This is a genomic window from Rhizobacter sp., assembly GCA_021153565.1.
Lineage (GTDB): Bacteria > Pseudomonadota > Gammaproteobacteria > Burkholderiales > Burkholderiaceae_C > Albitalea.
Genome location: JAJKJU010000153.1, coordinates 1 through 18,469 on the forward strand (window position 1 = coordinate 1; position 18,469 = coordinate 18,469).

Consider the following 18,469-nt stretch of genomic DNA (forward strand, 5'->3'; position numbering starts at 1 on the left):
GAGGGCTGGGGTGAGGGGCCTGGGCCTCTGAGCAAACATGAACTTGTCATGCGTCAACCCCGCCTTCTTCAAACCTCGTAGGGGAAAAATTTGCTCCAACGCCCATCTTCCGCGTGTCCAGCGTACGTAAAGGTCAGCTCTGGGAGAGGGCTGGGGTGAGGGCCGTGGGCGGTGAATAGAGCCACGGGTTGCCATCCCCGAAGCCCCTCACCCAACCTCTCCCCAAAAGGGGAGAGGAGCCAATACAAGACCTTGAAAGGGGTGCCTCTGAGCTGCCTCTGAGCCTGCGTGCGTCCTTGCATCCCCGCTTTCCGCACGTTTCCCGCACCCCTGCGGAAAACCCCCGTAACAGATTTGATTCACCCCCTCGAGTGCGGGACGCGTGCTGACGAAGCCACTTGCAAACCGCTGATTCGAATCAGAAATTCATGGCGTCCGGATTGCCGTCGAAAGGGATCTATTCGGCTTGGCGACAGTTCGGCGTAGCAGCGGTGATACACCGGGGGTGCCCAGACGGCCCCGTGCCCCGACATTCAGTCCGCGGGCTCGCAATGTTTCCCTTTGGAATCAATGAGTTGTTCTTGACTGGCCAATCAGGCCCCGTTTCTGCAACCGGATGAAGCGGATTGGTGGAGTCATGCGAATTCCCAATCTCTTGAACAGATCAACTCATTCACATTCTGAGGAGCCTCTCCATGAAGAAAGCTGTAATGGCATCCGCCATCGCTCTTGCATTTGGTTCTGCATGGGCCAATCCGACCAACACTGGTACCTCTGGCGCAGATACGGCCACGACCGGAGACCAGACAGCGACGGCGACATCGACGCAAACGGGGCCCGGCCCGAACGCGAACGAGAATTCAACCGCTAAGCAGACCACTGATCAGAAGAACAACAAGAGCACCGGCGACAACCGCGACAACAAGGGCAAGGCGAAAGCCGACGGCACGGGCACGGCAGCAGCCAATAACGGCAGTACCGCGACCGCCAACTTCAGCAATTCGTTCAACCACAGCAAGGCGCTTGCTGTCAGCAAGCTGAGCGGATCGGTGAGTGGCAACACTGTGAGTGGCATAGGCAATGTCGCCACCAACTCTGGCAATGCCAATGGCGCCAAGGGTGGCCAAGGCGGCGATGGCTACGGTGGCAAGGGCCGGGGCGGCAGCGCCAGCGGAGGCAATGGCACAGGCGGTGATGGTGGCAACGCCACCGGAGGACGCGGCGGCAATGCTGGCGACGGCACCGGCGGCAACGGGGGGTACGGCTCGGGCGGTAACGGCGGAACAGCCACCAACGGCAACGCGACGGCTGGAGAGGCCAGGAACGGCAGCGCCAGGAACGGCAGCGCGACCGGCGCCAACGGCGGTGATGGCGGCAGCGCCAGGAATGCGCGCGCCGGAAGTGGCGGTGATGCGACGGCTTCGGGTGGCAACGCGAGGAGCGCGGGCGGCGGTGCGTTGGCTGGCAACCTGCAAGCCACGGGCGATGCCAGGTCCAGCACAGATGCCACCGGCGGCAACGCTACGTCGTCGAATGCATCGACGGCAGGGTCGGGCGCCGCTCGAAATGCCTCTCTCGGAGGCTTGTCGGCTTCAGGCCAAAGATCGGGCACAAGTGCGGACTCGGCGGGTCTGGGCAGGGGTGCCGGTGCATTGGCCGGTAGTGGCGCAATTGGCGGAGGCAGTACTTCCACCGGTGGCAACGGTGGCGACGGCACCGTGGATGGCGCCACAGGCGGCGCAGGAGGTGCATCGACCAGCGCAGGCGGCGCAGGAACGGCCGGCGCAGCAACCTCGACCGGCGGCGCAGGCACGGGCACTGGCACGGCGACCGCCGGCGCATCGAGCAACACCGCAACCAACACCGGCGGTGCGGCCACCGGCACCAGCACCGGCACGGGCGGCGCAGCCACCGGCACCTCGACCGCCACAGGCGGCGCGGCGACCAGCGGGGCATCGACTGCCAGCAGCGGCAGCAACACCGGCACAGCAACCGCGACTGCCGGCGCATCCACCAGCACGAGTGGTGCGACGACGGCGACGGCAGCAGCCGGCGGCTCGGCCAGCAACAACGCAGGCGGCGGCGGTGCGGGCGGCGCGGCAACGAACGGAAGCGCCACCAATGGCAACGCTTCGACCTCGGCCACGAACGGCAGCGCGACCGCCGGCAACGGCGCGTCGGGCACCGGTGCGGCTGGCGGATCGGGAACCGGCGGCGCCGGCGGTGCTGGTGCGAGCGCCACCGGTGGCGCTGGCAGCGGCGGCACTGGCGGTGCTGCCACGGCTGGCAACGGCACCGGAGGAGCAGGCACCGGTGCGGCAGGCGGTGCGGGCGGTGCGGGCGGGACCAACACCCTCAATGCTGGCACGTTCAACATGTCCAACACGATGTCGGCAACGGCGCAATCGGCTGCGGGGATCATGGTGATCAGCCAGAACACCGGAATCGCTGCGCTGACTCAGCAAAGCGTGAACGTCCAGGCCAACCTGAACGTCGGCAAATAAGGCGAACTCGCGCCGGGGGCTCTCAACCCCCGGCGCGTCATTTGCAAAGCCGGCAAAGGAACACTCATGAAAAACGCCAAGCGCGTCACTTTCGCAAGCGCCGCCACGCTGGCGACTTTGCTATGGATAGACCCGGCCATCGCCGATGTGCAAGTCACGTCATCGCCGGTTCCAGTGGGCGTCGCAACGACTTCGACCATCTCTGCTTCAACCGTCTCTGCTTCAACGGTTTCTCCTTCGAGCGATCTCTCGCCCTTGGTCGCGGCGCCTGCCGATATTCGGCGCAATCCATTCGGCGGCAAACCGATGGCCGCCTCCGCGCTCGCAGCAAAGCGAGGGGGTGAGAGCGTCTTCAATGACAACCAGTTGAAAGGCGTGGTGGCCAACAACAACGCCAGCAACCTCACCACGGGGATGAACGTGATCAGCGAGGGAGCGTTCTCCGGCTCAAGCGGGTTGCCTACGGTGATCCAGAACTCGGGCAACAACGTGTTGATCCAGAACGCGACGATCGTCAACGTTCAACTGAAATGACGCTTCAAGCCGTGATGAACTGGCCACGCATCCTGATCGTCGCTTTGCCCTGCCTTGCAGCTTCTGCTGCCGAGGCAGGCTCAGTCGATTTGCCGTATCAAATCGGCGGGGCGTACTCCGTCCCGGCCACGAGCATCAAAGAAGCGCGTTTCGCCGCGACCAATCGCCAGCAATACGATTTCAGTTGCGGCTCGGCGGCACTGTCGACGCTCCTCACCCACCACTACCGCTACCCGGTCACCGAAGACAAGATCTTCGAAGAGATGTACCAGCGCGGGGACCAGGCCAAGATCCGTATCGAGGGCTTCTCGCTGCTCGACATGAAGCGATATCTCGAAGCGCATGGCTTCGAAGCCGATGGCTTCCAGGAGCCGATCGAGAAGCTCGCGTCAGCAAACATTCCTGCAATTGTTCTGATCAACGTGGCTGGCTACAACCACTTCGTTGTCGTCAAGGGCGTGCGCAAAGGGCGCGTCCTGCTGGGCGATCCGTCGGGTGGAACGCGTGCTGTCACGCAGGCGGCATTCGAGGCCGCATGGGTCAACCAGGTCTTGTTCGTCATCAGCAATCGCCTGGACATCGCAGCCTTCAATGTTGACGCTGATTGGCGCGTGGCACCGAGCGCACCAATCAGCGGGGCGATCGGCAGGGAAGGGCTGGCCGGCATTGTCATGCCCAAGCTCGGTCCCTCGGACTTTTGACCATGATCGGATCGACGTGCGACACCAACCAAAAAAACTCGCCCTGCTGATCTCGCTGATCGGAGCAGGCGTGTCGCCTCTGGCGAGCGCGCGCACCGATGAGCGGATCGTTGGCGTTGGCCTGACACGGTCTGCCATTGACCAAGTGCTCGAAGCCTCTGCCACGGCGGACCTCGACCGCACCCGGTGGTCACTGAATCCGATTCTGCGAATCGACGAAAGCGAGTTCGATCTTGCGCGGCCACTGGAGGCGTTGTCCACGGCCGACTCGAGTAACGAGAGCAGCGAGAGCAACGAGATCAGTGAAGTCAGTGAAGTCAGTGAAGTCAGTGAAGCGCCTGGCACACAGGACGGCGAATACAGCGAGATCTGCGAATACTGCGAGGAGGCCAAGGCTGCACCTGGGTATGGGGAGCCAGCCGATGTGGCGGTTCAGCGTGTGGCGGTTCAATCTGCCAAACCTGAGCTGGCCGAGGCCGCGTCGATTGACCCGAGACTGAACGCAAATGCCCGACTGCAGCGAGCGCGCGCGTTCATACAGGGCTTCATAGCGAAAAGCCAGACGGTCGAGGCGGTCGATGAGGACGGCGGGCCGGGCGACGCGAGCCAAAAGCATGTGGCCACGCTCCGGTTCAACGCCGGTCCATTGGTGCAGCCCGATGCGCAGCCGTCGTCGGCCTATGCGGATCGCCTGATGGAAAGGCTTGCCGCTGTGAAGCTGAAAAGCCTGGACCCTTGGGGCGGCGAATTCGAAGCTTTCGGAGATCTGCGAGGAGTTTCCTCCAAACCGCAGGCGTCGCGTGGCGAACCAAGTGCAATGAGTGCGGGGCGCAGCGAGATCTTGCCCGCCACGCATGCCGATAAAGTGCTCGCGACACTATTCGAAGTCAGGTCCGCACGCGAAGCAAAGGGCATCGACATCGATCTCACCCTGCCCTTTGAAGCCGCTGCGGCCGCTTCGACTTCGATCAGCAAGAGCAACCAAGTGCAATCCGTCATGGGCCCAACACCATTGCCCGTGGCCGAAGCCGCCGAGCGCAAGGTCCGGCCCAACCCATTCGGCGGCGAACAAGTGGCATTGAGCGAGGAGTCCCTCAACGGGGTGCGCGGAGGCTTCATCACCGAGGGGCTGAACATTTCATTCGGCATTGAACGCGCGATCTATGTCAATGGAACGCTCGTCACCACGACCAGCCTGAATGTTTCAGATCTGGGCCGGATCAGCGCCGGCCGCGGCACGACGGCACTTGATACCGGAGCGCTCGCGCTGGTTCAGACAGGCGCGGGCAACACCGTGTCTTCCGGGGCGTTTTCCGCAGGGTCCATCGGCGCCGTTGTGCAGAACAGCCTCGATGGGCAGAAGATTCAGAACGTGACTTTGATCAACGCGACGGTCAACAGCCTGAGCGTGCTGAGAAGCTTCAACCTGCAGTCGTCACTGCGTGGCGCAGTGATCGATTCGCTCAGGCGTTGAAATAGCAGCCTGAGGCCATGAGCAGCTGGGGGCCGCACGGCGTCGGCGCTTGGCATTGACCGTCTTCTGCTCGAGAAATTGCTGCAGGAAGGCGATTTCGCCCATCGGTGGATTGAACCCATCAGTGATGGCTTCGAAAAAGCATCGATGACATTCGCCATTCCGGCAATAGGTTCGTTTTCCCGACCTCGACAGCGCCGCATTGGCCGAACAATACCGTTTGGCTGAACCTTAGGCGGTGACGGAGAGCTTGCACCCAACTCCCGTTGACGGGCATTGGAAATGCTCCCGGGTGATGAATTCAATGAGCTTCAGTTTGAAAAAACACGCAACCCCAACGACCACACTTGAACCTCCATGTATTCCAACAAAGTAAGCGTTACCGCAGAACCTTGCCAAAGCTCAGTGGCCAAGGACCGCAGTGATGGCAGTAGTTCCGGACGAGCACGCCAGTTCAATACCCCACCTGCCGCTCCTTCTTCCGCCTCTTCTTCTCGATCGAGCACTATCGTCGATGAACTTCGCAACTCTCCCGCCTCTTCTGCTCGCGCCTCTTCTACTCAAAGTATTTCCACCCGACGGTCGTCGAAAGCTTCAATCTCGACCCATTCAAAATCCACCAGTTCATCGCGGTCCAATAGCTTCGTTGTACGAGGCGAATCATCAGTTTTGACTGGCAGAGATACGCGGGATAGGACAGGTATGGGGCATTTCAATGGCTCATCGTCGCAGACACCCACTGGTTCGGCAGGGCGCGGGATTCTTGGTCCAGTCCCTGGCTTTGCAGCTCGGGGAGCAGCCGCTGTCCCGGATTCACGCAACTTTCCGCATCTGCTGGACAAGCAGCCCAAAGGCTCATCGTCGAAGACACCCACTGGTTCGGCAGGACGCGGGATTCTTGGTCCAGTCCCTGGCTTTGCAGCTCGGGAAGCAGCCGCTGTCCCGGATGCATTCAACTTCGCGCATCTGCTGGACGATCAGCAAAGCTATCCACGGGAAGAGCTGAACGCGAGCATTGTCGACCAATTCAATGCCGGCATAGTCTCCGTCTCCGCAGACAATGTTCAGCTGGTCACATCGGCCTGCTTTCGCAGCGCAGTCGGCAACGACTGGAATGCTGCAGTGGCCTGCTTGCAGGCCTTGAGCCGCTGCCGCGATCCGCGGACAGGGAAAGGGGTCTTCCCCGACACGATCACCTTCAACGCCGCGATCTCGGCGTGCGAGAAGGCGGGACGGGCGGACAAGGCGCTGAAGCTGTTCGATCACATGCAAACCCACGGGCCGGCTTTCAATGTCTTCCCCGACACGATCTCCTACTCAGCCGCGATCTCGGCGTGCGATAAGGCGGGATGGGCGGACAAGGCGCTGGAGCTGTTCGATCATCTGGAGACCCACGGGCGGGACCGCGATGTCTTCCCCAACACGATTACCTACAACGCCGCAATCTCGGCGTGCGATAAGGCGGGATGGGCGGACAAGGCGCTGGAGCTGTTCGATCATCTGGAGACCCACGGGCGAGCGCGCGATGTCTTCCCCAACACGATTACCTACAGCGCCGTCATCTCGGCGTGCGAGAAGGCGGGACGGGCGGACCTGTATGCCAACTTACTGCTGAGTGGGATCAGCGGAGTTCCAGGCAAGCCTGATACCAAGGTTTTCAAGCCGATGCTGGGCTTTGATCCTCGCCGGAACAGACTGGACTCGCACCAGCATGTCGCCCTGATTCGGCGGACCGATCCATCGTCGCGAAATCCGGCCATCCACCCTGCCGTGGCCCGGGCGATCTTCCATGTCTTACTCAAGGAGCCCAAGAAGATATTGGGGCCCCATGCGGAGGGAATCAACGACAAGACGGTGTTCATAGTGGGCCAGCACGGCGTGGGTTCAGTCAGGGACGCCATTGCCGAGTGCATGCGTGATCAGGGCTGGACGCCTGTTCCGCGGCTACGGAGCGGCATGGCCAACCATGGTTGCCTGGTGGTTCAGCCCCGGCAGGAACTGCCGGGGGGCCATCCAGGCGCGGGCGATCGCAAGCTGAATCTGTTCGCCCAAGAGTTCAAACCAGGAAAGCAGGGGAATGGGGATGAACTGCCGTAGGGCTACGGTGTCGTTTGAACTTGCTGAAGTTGCCTGATTGCGTACGTGTCCACTAGATTCTTGGTGAATACGTATGCATCACTATCAGAAGGTGATCGGCGTCCGCACAGTCAAACTCACATCGGGCGTGTCGCGCGTGAGGCCGGCACCCAACGAAACGCTCAGCGTTCGCTGACTATTCAAGCGATACGAAAAGCCGAGCAGCAAGGTGCCGAGTTGCACGCGCACTGAGTCGGCCGGCGCCACGCCATTCACCTTGATTCTGCCGACCGAGCTGTGGTCGTAGCCGATGCTGAACGAAGACTTGTCATTCAAGCCCAGCCCCATGCCGAAGTTGAAGCCAAACACGCCCCCTGGCGCGATCGTGCCCAGATTTTCGGGACCGGAATCAGTCTGCCGAGTGACATTGGTCCGCTTGAAGCTGTGCAGGTAGCTGGCTGTTCCGAAGAACACGACCGGGTCCGACGGAAACAGCGCGGTCAAGGCCGGCTGGAGCCCATAGAAGCCGGAGCCGGTCGGCAACGTACTCTGCAAGTCGCTGCGCAGGCCCGGAATGTTGCGCACGGTCTCGACTTCGAATGGGTCTTTGCCCGTGCGCGATTTGAAGCGAAGACTGCCGACGAAATAGGGCTTGTCGACCCCGCCATCATTGAGCTGATATCGTCCTGTGACCTCGATGTCGCCGACGCCGGAGCCGCTGGCTGCGAACGCGCTGTCAGCCCCCGTTCCCTGGAACGGATCGCGTCCGATGCTCGTGTCCGAACGGTACACATACGGCACGCGTGCTTCGAGTTCGAAGCGATTGGTCAGGCCGTAGCGGCCGGTCAAGGTGGCGTTGAACGTGTTGCGTTTGACCTCCCGCACATCAATCAGGCCGATCAAGATTGCCGGAATGACGGTGTACCCGACCAGTGCGATCCGGTTGCTCGACGAATACGAATATTGAAGCGAAGGTTCGAGTACGCCTTTGCCTTTGGGTGTCAACACGCCCGGCTGCTCGAAGATCTGGGCGACCGCAGGCGCGCGGCCATCTGATTCAGGAGCTTGGCCCACGGATGTCGGTGCGGCGGCATCGCTCGGCGAAGCTTGGGCAGTCGCCTCAGGCGCGATGCCTCGGGCGCGCTGCGACCCAAGCACCTCCTGATCCAGCGCGCGTTTGACTGCATTCAGGTTGGACTCTTCCTGCGCCACTGAGCGCTTCAATGCGTCCAGTCGCGTGAGCTGCTCACTCACTTGGCGCTGCAGTGCGTCCAGTCGCGCAGCGGCATCATCCGGCGGGTCGGCAGCCTGGGTCGTACCCGCTGTGGCGAGCAGAGCGCATGCGACTGCGCCGAGAGGTACAAATCGTGGTGATCGCGTCGATTTCATCGACCCTCCTTGGTGGGCCTGCACGTTATGCGGACGTGATGCGTGCGTCAAGGATTGTTGACTCGACACTCATGCTTGAGTACCCCTTGGTCGCGGTTCGGGTTGACGATAGGCAGCGCGGTCGAGTCTGGAATGGACGCCGTCTCATGTTTGAGCTACACGAGCGATCGCGATGCGCTGCATGCGGCGAGGACGCCCAGCGGTAGGGCGCTGTCGCAAGCTCAAGGCCGGCAGCGTGAGGCGGTCGGTGGTGACGACGCTGCCGCATTGGAAGTGATTGCCCGAGCAGATTGCCGCCGCGCTCAAGCGCGTGTTCGCCGACGAACGTGAGCGGAAGGAAGTCCAACAAGAACGACATGGCCGATGCCGAGGCAATCTGCGAAGCGGTGGCGCGGCCGAACATGAAACTCGTCGCGATCAAGAATGCCGAGCAGCAGGCCGTGCTGGCCTTGCATCGCGCGCGGCACGGCTTCGTGAAGGCGCGCACCGCGCAAGGCAACCAGATCCGCGGGCTGCTGGCCGAGTTCGGGCTGATCGTCCCGCAGGGCATTGCGCACATTGCCAAGCGAGTGCCGGAATTGATCGAGGATGCCACCAATGACTTGCCGGGGTCATTCCGATTGCTCGTGCAGCGCGAGCTCGATCAGCTCAAGGAGCTCGATCGACAGGTCAGTGAGATCGAGGCTGTAGGACCGGTACCAAGTCAGTCTGTCTCCACCAAGGTGCTTCGAAGCACGTACAACTGATCAGACCTTGGTTCGCACATTCCATCAGGGACGGCAGGCATATGCCTGACATCAGAGTCCGGATACATGGCCGCAATCTTCTCCTTTTATTCGGACCTTCGGCTGGGCGGCAGACCCCCACTTTCGGTCGCTCTCGCAGGCCAGCGCGTTTCGGAATTTAAGGTACGAGGTCGGCAGGACTGGAGACAGGGTGCGAATTTCGGAATTTGATGAACTACAGGGTTGTAAAGGCGCAGACGTAGCATAATTTCGGCTTTCAAGAAATATAGCCTTCGATGTCGACTCGAAGCCAGACCCCGCGCGTCAGGTGACGCCGCATCTGGTCGTCAACGAACACTTCTGCATGTCCTTGGCTCGGCGCATGAAGCTGCCGGTCGCGGAAGTTGGCATCTATCGGACACCGAGGCCGGTACTCGTCGTTCGCCGGTTCGACCGGCTTGTCGTGCAAGGCGTCGGGGAAGGTGCCGCGCATGGCGCCAACGAGCCCACCGTGCAGCGCCTGCACATCATCGACGCCTGCCAGGCCTCGGACCTGCCCGAGAGCTACAAGTACGAGCGGAATTTGGGAAGTGGCGAGCACGTCCGCAATATCCGAGAGGGCGTGAGCTTCCAAATGCTGTTCGAGCGCGTCGAGCAGACCGTCAACAAGGCCGTGGCACGCATGACCCTGCTCCGATGGGCCTTGTTTCAGTTCCTGATTGGGAACTGCGACGCGCACGGCAAGAACTTCTCATTCTTCGTGCGCCGCGAGGGGCTCGACCCGGCGCCTTGGTACGACCTGGTCAGTGTGGATCAGTACGCAGGTATCGACCACGAGTTGGCCATGGCCTGGGGCGATGCGTTCTCGCTGGACGAGGTGGGGGCGTTTCAGATGGCCGACTTTGCGCAGCGATGTGGGGTCGACAGGAACCTACTGAAGCGCGAGGCCGCGCGCCTGGCCAAACTGGCGGCGGAACACGCGCCGGCACAGGCCTTGGCGGACGACTACATCGACGACGGTGAGCGCGCTTTCGCAGGCCAACTCCGTGATTTCGTGGTGGGACAGGCCACCCGGTTGACCAGGCTCGCCAGCGAGGCAGCCAAGATAAAGCCCGAGTTTCTGTGACGCACTGGGGTTCGCCACACGGCGACGTGCCGGTTCAGTCGCAATAAGGATTTCGGCTCGCGGTCATGCGGTATTTTCAGCGCGTCTCCAACCTCCTTGTAAGTTCTCGATGTGCGTGCCGAGCGGGCCGTCAATGTGCTGGAACATGTGCTTTGAGTCGCGGAACAGGAACGGCCGGGTCAGGACCTTGACCGAAGGCACAGCCTCGGCCAGCGGCGCAATATTGAACTCAGCGAGATCGAGCTCGCCAGCCTTCATCATCTTGACGGCTTTGGGTTGGTCCCCGAGCACGCCATTGGAGAAGACCTTGATCTGGACCCGATCCTGGGTACTCCGCTGGGCCGGCATAGCGTGGAACACTGCACCAGGAGTATTGCCGGGTCAGACCGGCCCGCTCGCGCAATCAAGCATCCCGCAGCGAAGCTTTCAGTCAAGAAACCTGGCTTCCAGCTTCAAGATGTCTTCTAGATAGAAAAACTGGCGAGTACGCACAAGTGCCTTGCAGAATTCTTTCGTATTGCCCGCTCGCTCGGCATCACTTTGGCTGTATAGGTCTACCCGCTCCAGAGGCACGGCCTCCAGATCCGTCAGTAGTTCCACGTCAGTGCCAGAGTATCGATTGATGGCATCCAAGGCGGCCATGACCTTCTCCACAGAACCGAAGTTGACACCAGCAAGAAGCGCTATGGCGTCGGCACTGACGACATGCGCGCCTTTGTGATCGATGGTAGGTTTGCCCGCGCGAGTGCGATTGATAGTCATAAAAACACCCCCAATTGAAAGTTGTCACGTGGCATGTCGCCTGGATGAAGTTGCCTGGATGAATATCGCGCGCTGATCCGATGATTCACGCGAGATCGACAGCTGCTTTTTCTCTACCGGATACCGGATGCCGATGTCGCTGAGCGCGACATCGGCATGGCCTTCCAAGCAGATCCTCGTATTCAGGATCCGATCAACGATCAGCTCTTGCGGCGTCGAGCCACGACGCCGAGAACGCCGAGGCCCACGAGCATCAGCGCATAGGTTTCGGGCTCAGGTGCCGGCGCCACGATGCCGTAGATCTGTGCCTGGGCAAGGCCTTGACCATAGTGCACGTTGCGATTGCTGTTGCCGGAGGAAAAGCCAACCCCCAGCGTGTCGAAGTTGATCGAAGAGATGCCGCCGGTCACCGCAGCCCCGTTGAACTCATACAGGCTGACCGCGTTACCCGCTTTGAGCGAGAGCACGAACGGCCCGGACTGTTCCTCAAAACCAAGCAGCCCAGAGCTTGCGGAATTGCCGCCGGTAATGTCGATGGCCGTCAAGCCGCTCAGTCCCCAGACGGAAGAAATTTTGGCGGCTACCTCTGCCTCCTGGTTCAGAGTGTTCCCACGAAATGAGCCAGCGCAGTCGACATACCATGGTTCGCTCGTCATGCCTGTACCGTGACTGTCGCAGCTCACATCCGCAAAGCTCAATGCAGCATGAGCTGAAACGCTGCACATGACACAGGCGCTGAAGGTGGCAGCACCGATGCAGTGAAGTCGAAACTTGTTCATAAAGTCTCCAGTAGATAAGAAGGGTTTGTTTCCAATAGACCAGATAGTGTTGGAAGAATGGTCACCTCCAATACTTGGCGAAACGAATTTGAAAAGGCCCACGCCTCACGCCAAGTTCTTGTCAGGGACGCAGCACAGCAGCCACCAATGAAGAGCCTTCGCAGGCATTGCGTTCAAGGCAAGCCGCCGTTCGTACCCAGTCTTGACCCAATACCACGCGCACGTCCGATCGCAGATCGGTGCTGGGCGTGGTGTCAATCTGTGCGGTCATCCGAAGCGCCTGCGCTACGCGCAGTGCAGCCTCCTGTTGCCCGGAGCGGTAGTGGATCACCGTGCGCTGCTGGTCATAAGGCCGCCGGTTGGTCAGGCGTTCTACCTGCAGGCCTTCGGCGGTCAACCATTGCTTCAATCGCGCGGCAGCTCCTTTGATCCCGTTGCCGTTGCTCAATTCCAGCCGCATGCTGGTGCCCGGTACATGCGACTCAGGCTGCGATGCAAGCAGGTTCGCCGAAACGCTTGGGTCCGGGGCCTTCATCGGCAGGCTGCTCGAGCCGGAGATGTCTCCGGTCAGGAACGCAGGCACTGTCGGGCGGTCGTTCATCCGCAGATCGACCGGGAGTGGCGCGGCAGCTGCAACGAATGGTGCAGGCACACGAATTGGCGTGCCTGGCGAAACCGGATCCGCCGTGCTTGCCGATACCGGCGATGCAGATGCTGCCGCCTCAACGCCAGTCGCAAGTGGAGTCGATTCGGTACCCGTCACGTCGCCTCGGTGATTCGCCAACTGCGGCTTCCATTGCGCCAAGGCTTCCTGCAGGTTGGCACGTGCGGTCACGTTCTCGCCGTCAAGTGTCAATGAGGTTTGCAAGGCACTGACCGCTTCCTGGGGTCGACCGGCGAGCAAGAGCACGAGGCCCAGATTGCTGCGGACGTGTGCGCTGTTCGGGTCGATGCCGACGGCATTGCGAAAGATGGCTTCGGCCTCTTCGAGGGGATGGCTATGCGCCAGTGCAACACCCAGCGCGTTATAGGCCTCCATGTTGCGCGTGTCGGCCGCAATGGCCTTGCGGTATGCATCGATTGCCCTGTCCCATGCCTGAGACCCGTCGTAATAGCGGCCGAGCGTGTAGTAGGCCTCGCTCGATTGAGCGCCGTGCTTCACATCCAGCACGGGTTCGACCTTCCATGCGAGGCCCTGCTTTTGACTCACCGAGGCGCAGCCCGCAAGGGCGACCAAGACAGCCGCAACGACCGCGCCGTGGCGCCATCGAACGCCGCAGGACGACGCGCTTGCTGGCTTGTGATCCGCAGCCGGCGGTGACGCGCAGGCTCCAGCTTGAAATCGAACACGCATGGCGATGCTCCTTCAAAAGTTCGTGCCTTGTGTCATTAGTTGGTGCCGGCCATGGTGGGCAGCAGCACGCGATAGATCTGGATCATGGCCGGTCCCATCAGCACCAGCATCAGCGACGGAAAGATGAAGAAGATCAGCGGGAAGAGAAGCTTCAACGCAATCTTGGCCGCTGTTTCTTCCGCCTTTTGACGCCGGCGGGTGCGCAGCATGTCGGCGTGGACGCGAAGTGACTGCGCAATGCTGGTGCCGAAGCGCTCTGCCTGAATGATCATCGACACGAAGCCATCCACCTCTTCCACGCCGGTTCGAATGGCCAGGTTGCGCAGGGCGCGCTCTCTGGGCGCTCCTGCCCGCAATTCAAGGTTGACCAGCCGCATCTCGTCGCTCAGGACCTCGCTCTTGTGCACCATGTCGTCGGCCACGCGGTTGAGCGCCGCCTCGGTGCCCAGGCCCGCCTCCATGCAGACCGTCATCAGGTCCAGCGCGTCGGGAAAGTTCTCGAAGATCTCCCGCTGCCGAATGAAGACGAGGCGTGACAGCACGACGTTGGGCAAGTAGTAGCCGATGGCCGCTGCCACCAGCAACCAGAACAAGAGCGAATTGCCAGAAGCGCTCCCTGGCATGAACAAAGTCAGCGCCACGAAAGTCAGCATCGGCAGGCCGATTGCCAGAACGGTTTTCGCACCGAAAAAGGCTGCGGGCGCCGAGGCGCTGCGAATGCCAGCGTGGAGGAAGCGACGCCGCAGCGCCGAGCCTTCAAAGCCGGCCTCGGGCATCGACAGCTTGCCCAAAGGCCTGATCGTGCGTGACACGCGATCGAGCAGACTTTCGGATGGTGCCTGGCCCGCCGAAGGCGCACCGAGCATTCGCTTCATCCGATCGGTGGCGGCGTTGCCGCCAGCCAGCTGAAAGAGCCCATAGGTCAGCGCCACGGTGCTGACGAACACGAACACCAGAATGCCGATTTGCATTGTTGTCATGTTGATCTCCTCAGAGTTTGAGAGCCAGCCATTTCAAGGTCTTTTGCACAGTCTGGTATTGCTCCCTCTCCCTCTGGGAGAGGGTTGGGGTGAGGGCCGTGGGCGGTGAATGGGGACATGGGACTGCCATCGCCGCAGCCCCTCACCCAACCTCTCCCCAGAGGGGAGAGGAGCCAATGCACGATCTTGAAAGGGCTGAGGTTGAGAGCGTGAATTGCTCCCTCTCCCTCTGGGAGAGGGTTGGGGTGAGGGCCGTGGGCGGTGAATGAGGACACGTGCCTGCCATCGCCGCAGCCCCTCACCCAACCTCCCCCCAGAGGGGAGAGGAGCCAATGCACGACCTTGAACGGGCTGAGGTTGAGAGCGTGATGAGCGGACATGATGTAAATGCTCTCAGCCGCTCAGACTCGAATCTTGATGATGCCGCGCATCCACCACACGCCGAGCGCCATCATCACGAGAGCGCCGCCGACCATCTTCAAACCGACGGGGTCGGTCCACAGCACATCCATGAACTTCGGGTTCACGATGTTGATGAGCGCGCCAACGCAAAACGGCAGCAGGCCGAGAATCCACGCCGACAGCTTTCCCTCCGCAGAGAGAGTGCGAACTTCTCCCATCAGCTTGAGCCGGGCGCGCACGATGCCCGAGATGTTGTCGAGCAGTTCGGCAAGGTTGCCGCCCGACTCGCGCTGGATCATCACGGCGATCACGAAGTAGCGCAGGTCGTCGATCGGAACTCGATCAGCCAGGCGCATCAAGGCCTCGTTTTGCGACATGCCGAAGTTTGTTTCGTCGTAAAGCATGCGAAAGTCCTTGGCGATAGGTTCCGGCATCTCGTCGCCCACCATCTTCACGCCGGTCGGAAAGGCATGTCCGGCGCGCAGCGCGCGTCCCATCAGGTCAAGCGCCTCTGGAATCTGCCGCTCGAACAATCGCAGGCGCTGCGTGCGCTTGCGACCCAGCCAGAACCAGGGCAGTGAGGCCAGCACGGCGCCAAGCAGCAGAGAAAACGTCCATGGCTTGACCAGCACGATCGGCACAATGACGCCGATCAAGCCAAGCACAGCGCTGTACAGCAGCATCTCGGCAACGCCGCGGCCGGTGCCCGAAGTCTCCACATAGCGCAACAGCTCTGGCCCCTTGGGCAGGCCGGCCAAGACGCTGTCATCGATCCAGTTCCATCGCCGCACCGCGGCGCGGCGCTCGATCGACGTGACCGCTTGCGTGCCGTGCTCTTCGAGTGTTCGCAGGCGAGCTGCGACCCGCTTGGCCTCTGCACTGTTCTTCGAGGCCCAGACCTGGTAGCCCCCCTCGATGGCGAGCACCACCGCCACGAACAGCAGAACGAAAAATAGGACGTAGCTTGGGTCCATGATTCACTCCATCCGCCGGCTGGGGTCGAACAGCGATTCGGGCAGCGAGATGCCGCGCGAAGTCAGACGCTCCATGAAGCGCGGCCGCACCCCTGAGGCCTGGAAGTAGCCCTTGACGGTGCCGTCGGTCTCCACACCCGTCTGCCGGTACGTGAACACCTCTTGCATCGTGATCACCTCACCTTCCATGCCCGTCAGCTCTGAGATGCTCATCACCTTGCGGCGGCCATCGGTCATGCGATTCACCTGCACGATCACGCCGATGGCCGAGGCGATCTGCGCCCTCGCCACCTTGGGCGGCAAGCTTGCGCCGCTCATCGCGAGCATGTTCTCCAGGCGGCCGAGTGCGTCGCGCGCGGTGTTGGCATGGATGGTCGTCATCGACCCTTCGTGGCCGGTGTTCATCGCCTGCAGCATGTCGACGGCTTCGGAGCCGCGCGTCTCGCCGAGGATGATGCGGTCCGGCCGCATGCGCAGCGCATTACGTACCAATGCGCGTTGCGTGATTTCGCCCGTTCCCTCGATGTTCGGCGGCCGGGTTTCCAGACGCACCACGTGGGGCTGGCGCAATTGCAGTTCCGCCGCATCTTCGATCGTCACGATGCGCTCGCCCGCGTCGATGAAGCCCGACATGATGTTCAGCAGCGTTGTCTTGCCGCTGCCTGTGCCGCCTGAAATGAGCAGGTTCACCTCGGCGGCTGCCAGCGCCTGCAGCACCTGGGCCATCTCGGATGTCAGGGTCTTGTATTCAACCAGGTTGTCCACCGTCAGCGGCACCACCGCAAAGCGGCGGATCGACATCACCGGGCCATCCAGCGCCAGCGGCGACACGATGACGTTCACGCGCGAGCCATCCGGCAAGCGCGCATCGGCCATCGGACTCGATTCGTCGACACGGCGGCCCACCCGCGACACGATCTTGTCGATGATCTTCATCAGGTGGTCGTCGTCGGCAAACGTCACGTCCGTGAGACTCAGCTTGCCGCGCCGCTCCACGTAGACCTGATGGGCGCCATTGACGAGGATGTCGGAGATGGTCGGGTCGGCCAGCAGCGGCTCCAGCGGCCCCAGCCCAAGCATCTCGTGCTGGATGTCGCGCACCAGACTGCGCCGCTCCAAGGTGTTGACGACGACGTTTTCCTCGCCGAGCAGCCGCTCCACCATCACGCTGAGTTCTTCGCGTAGCCGCTCCGGCGACATGCCTTCCATCGCTTCCAAATCGAGCCGGCCCAGCAGCAGCTGGTGCATGCGCGACTTCAGCTGCTGATAGGCGTGCGACGCCTGTGCCGGCGTGTCGACGGCGCGCAATTCCATGCGTGGCGCCTCCATTGCAGGTTGCGCAGCAAGTTGTTCTCTGAGTTTCATGTTGACCTGCCTTGGTTGTGTCATGCGTGGCTGAACAGACCCGACAGCCAGGTTTCCTTCCTGGCCCCTTCCACCGGAGCGATGGACTGCGCAAGTTCCAGCAGTCCACGCGCCACCGGGTTGTTGCGCGACAGTTTGTCGATTGGCACCCCTTGATTCACCGAGGCACTGACGCTGCTGAAGTGATTGGGGATCGTCTTGATTCCCTTCGTGCCCAGCGTCTGCTCCAGCGACTCAAGCGTGATGTCGCTTCCCTTCTGGTAGCGGTTGACGATCCAGTGGATCTTCTGCTCCGGGTACTCGAGCGAGCGGAAGAGGGCGCGCAGCCGCTTGGCATCGCGCACCTGCGGCAGGCTGAGCTGCACGATGGGGAAGATGTAGGTTGCCATGTCCAGCGCCTGAAGGCTCAGCACGTCGATCGAGCGGCCCACATCGAGCACGACGAAGTCGAACATCTGCCGCGCCTGCTTGATGATGGCCTCCACGTGCGCCGCCTTCACTTCAAGCGCTTGCGAGAGTTCTTGCGGCGCGGGCAACACGCTGAGCGTGCTGCTCACGTGCACCATGGCCGAACGCAGCAGATCGGCATCGAGCCGGTTGATGTTGCGTGCCACCTCGGCCACGTCGCTCACGGCGCGCTGATCGCTGAGCATCATCAGCGCGTCACCGAACTGAAGGTCCAGGTCGAGCAATGCGACCGTGCGTGCGTCGCGAGCTGACAGGATGTGCGCCAGATTGGCGGCGAGAAAGCTCGCGCCGCTGCCACCTTTGCATGCCATGAAAGCGAACACCTCGCCCTGGCTCGCCGGCGTGCTCGGCTTGCGTTTGCGAGTGACGCGCAGCACCGCGGCCTGCAGTGCGGGCCCGTCCGCCGGTGTTGAAAGAACGTCGCACACACCGGCTTGCATGGCTTTCAGAAAGAACGCGGGAGACTGTTCCGAGGAGATGACGATGGTCTCGACTTCCGGATGAGCTTGCGTGTAGCGCCCCACTGCATCCAGGCCGGACAGGTCAACCCCATCGAGCACGAGAAGCCCGGGCCGGCTGCCGTTGACTGCAACCTGCAGGCCGTCAGCCGTAGCCGTTGCGGCCCGCACGTCGAGCCCCGAAGCGCTGCCGCGCACGATCTGCGCCACTTTCTCGGCGCGTTCGGAATTGGGTGATACGACTTTGATCTTCATGGGATTTCTGCTCTCTGGCTGCGTAATCAATTGCACAAAGGACCCCACCCCCGTTCGGGCTGAGGTATCGAAGCCCTCCACCGCGGGCTGAGGCTTCGATACCTCAGCCCGAACGGAGAAAGGTGCCGCCCGAAAGGTGCTGC

The 18,469-nt window shown here is 61.8% G+C and carries 15 protein-coding genes and 1 pseudogene; 7 read left to right on the forward strand and 9 right to left on the reverse strand.

What is annotated here, in order from left to right; genetic code table 11:
* Positions 1-695 precede the first annotated feature (695 nt).
* From AC30NL_RS09300 to AC30NL_RS09320, 5 genes are all read left to right on the forward strand, one after another.
* The gene (locus AC30NL_RS09300; RefSeq protein ID WP_489463723.1) at positions 696-2,504 is read left to right on the forward strand and encodes a hypothetical protein; all 1,809 of its coding nucleotides are present in this window, start codon (positions 696-698) and stop codon (positions 2,502-2,504) included.
* A gap of 66 nt (positions 2,505-2,570) precedes the next feature.
* Positions 2,571-3,038: a hypothetical protein gene (locus AC30NL_RS09305; RefSeq protein ID WP_489463724.1), complete on the forward strand. Its 468-nt coding sequence runs from the start codon at positions 2,571-2,573 to the stop codon at positions 3,036-3,038.
* Complete coding sequence (locus AC30NL_RS09310; RefSeq protein WP_489463725.1) at positions 3,035-3,739, forward strand: C39 family peptidase; 705 nt, start codon at positions 3,035-3,037, stop codon at positions 3,737-3,739. The genes AC30NL_RS09305 and AC30NL_RS09310 overlap by 4 nt, the downstream gene beginning before the upstream one ends.
* Positions 3,740-3,755: 16 nt before the next feature.
* Positions 3,756-5,213, forward strand: coding sequence for a hypothetical protein (locus AC30NL_RS09315; RefSeq protein WP_489463726.1), 1,458 nt, complete (start codon positions 3,756-3,758; stop codon positions 5,211-5,213).
* 702 nt (positions 5,214-5,915) lie between these two features.
* Positions 5,916-7,310 carry a hypothetical protein gene (locus tag AC30NL_RS09320; protein WP_489463727.1) on the forward strand — a complete coding sequence of 465 codons (1,395 nt, stop codon included), beginning with the start codon at positions 5,916-5,918 and terminating at the stop codon, positions 7,308-7,310.
* Positions 7,311-7,394: 84 nt separating this feature from the next.
* Here AC30NL_RS09320 and AC30NL_RS09325 read toward each other — a convergent pair whose 3' ends face one another.
* On the reverse strand, positions 7,395-8,678 hold the full coding sequence (locus AC30NL_RS09325; RefSeq protein ID WP_489463728.1) for a coiled-coil domain-containing protein: 1,284 nt from the start codon (positions 8,676-8,678) through the stop codon (positions 7,395-7,397).
* A gap of 338 nt (positions 8,679-9,016) precedes the next feature.
* On the opposite strand from AC30NL_RS09325, the pseudogene AC30NL_RS09330 reads away from it, so the two are divergent.
* Positions 9,017-9,361, forward strand: a pseudogene (locus AC30NL_RS09330) (IS110 family transposase); the annotation flags it as partial.
* Positions 9,362-9,731: 370 nt separating this feature from the next.
* On the forward strand, positions 9,732-10,529 hold the full coding sequence (locus AC30NL_RS09335) for a HipA domain-containing protein (protein ID WP_489463729.1): 798 nt from the start codon (positions 9,732-9,734) through the stop codon (positions 10,527-10,529).
* Between the two features lie 63 nt (positions 10,530-10,592).
* Here the strand turns inward: AC30NL_RS09335 and dctP are convergent, their stop codons facing one another.
* The 8 genes from dctP to AC30NL_RS09375 all read right to left on the reverse strand — a co-directional run bounded on the left by dctP (position 10,593) and on the right by AC30NL_RS09375 (position 18,326).
* Complete coding sequence (gene dctP / locus AC30NL_RS09340; protein WP_489463730.1) at positions 10,593-10,877, reverse strand: TRAP transporter substrate-binding protein DctP; 285 nt, start codon at positions 10,875-10,877, stop codon at positions 10,593-10,595.
* A gap of 78 nt (positions 10,878-10,955) precedes the next feature.
* The gene (locus AC30NL_RS09345) at positions 10,956-11,291 is read right to left on the reverse strand and encodes a hypothetical protein (protein ID WP_489463731.1); all 336 of its coding nucleotides are present in this window, start codon (positions 11,289-11,291) and stop codon (positions 10,956-10,958) included.
* 200 nt (positions 11,292-11,491) lie between these two features.
* Complete coding sequence (locus AC30NL_RS09350) at positions 11,492-11,836, reverse strand: PEP-CTERM sorting domain-containing protein (protein ID WP_489463732.1); 345 nt, start codon at positions 11,834-11,836, stop codon at positions 11,492-11,494.
* A gap of 355 nt (positions 11,837-12,191) precedes the next feature.
* Positions 12,192-13,424 (reverse strand): LytR C-terminal domain-containing protein, encoded by a 1,233-nt coding sequence (locus tag AC30NL_RS09355; RefSeq protein ID WP_489463733.1) that lies wholly within the window; start codon positions 13,422-13,424, stop codon positions 12,192-12,194.
* Positions 13,425-13,459: 35 nt separating this feature from the next.
* Positions 13,460-14,404, reverse strand: a complete 945-nt coding sequence (locus AC30NL_RS09360) for a type II secretion system F family protein (protein WP_489463734.1) — start codon at positions 14,402-14,404, stop codon at positions 13,460-13,462.
* 401 nt (positions 14,405-14,805) lie between these two features.
* The gene (locus AC30NL_RS09365) at positions 14,806-15,780 is read right to left on the reverse strand and encodes a type II secretion system F family protein (RefSeq protein ID WP_489463735.1); all 975 of its coding nucleotides are present in this window, start codon (positions 15,778-15,780) and stop codon (positions 14,806-14,808) included.
* 3 nt (positions 15,781-15,783) lie between these two features.
* The gene (locus AC30NL_RS09370) at positions 15,784-17,145 is read right to left on the reverse strand and encodes a TadA family conjugal transfer-associated ATPase (protein WP_489463736.1); all 1,362 of its coding nucleotides are present in this window, start codon (positions 17,143-17,145) and stop codon (positions 15,784-15,786) included.
* Between the two features lie 20 nt (positions 17,146-17,165).
* On the reverse strand, positions 17,166-18,326 hold the full coding sequence (locus tag AC30NL_RS09375; RefSeq protein ID WP_489463737.1) for a CpaE/TadZ family protein: 1,161 nt from the start codon (positions 18,324-18,326) through the stop codon (positions 17,166-17,168).
* Positions 18,327-18,469: the final 143 nt, after the last annotated feature.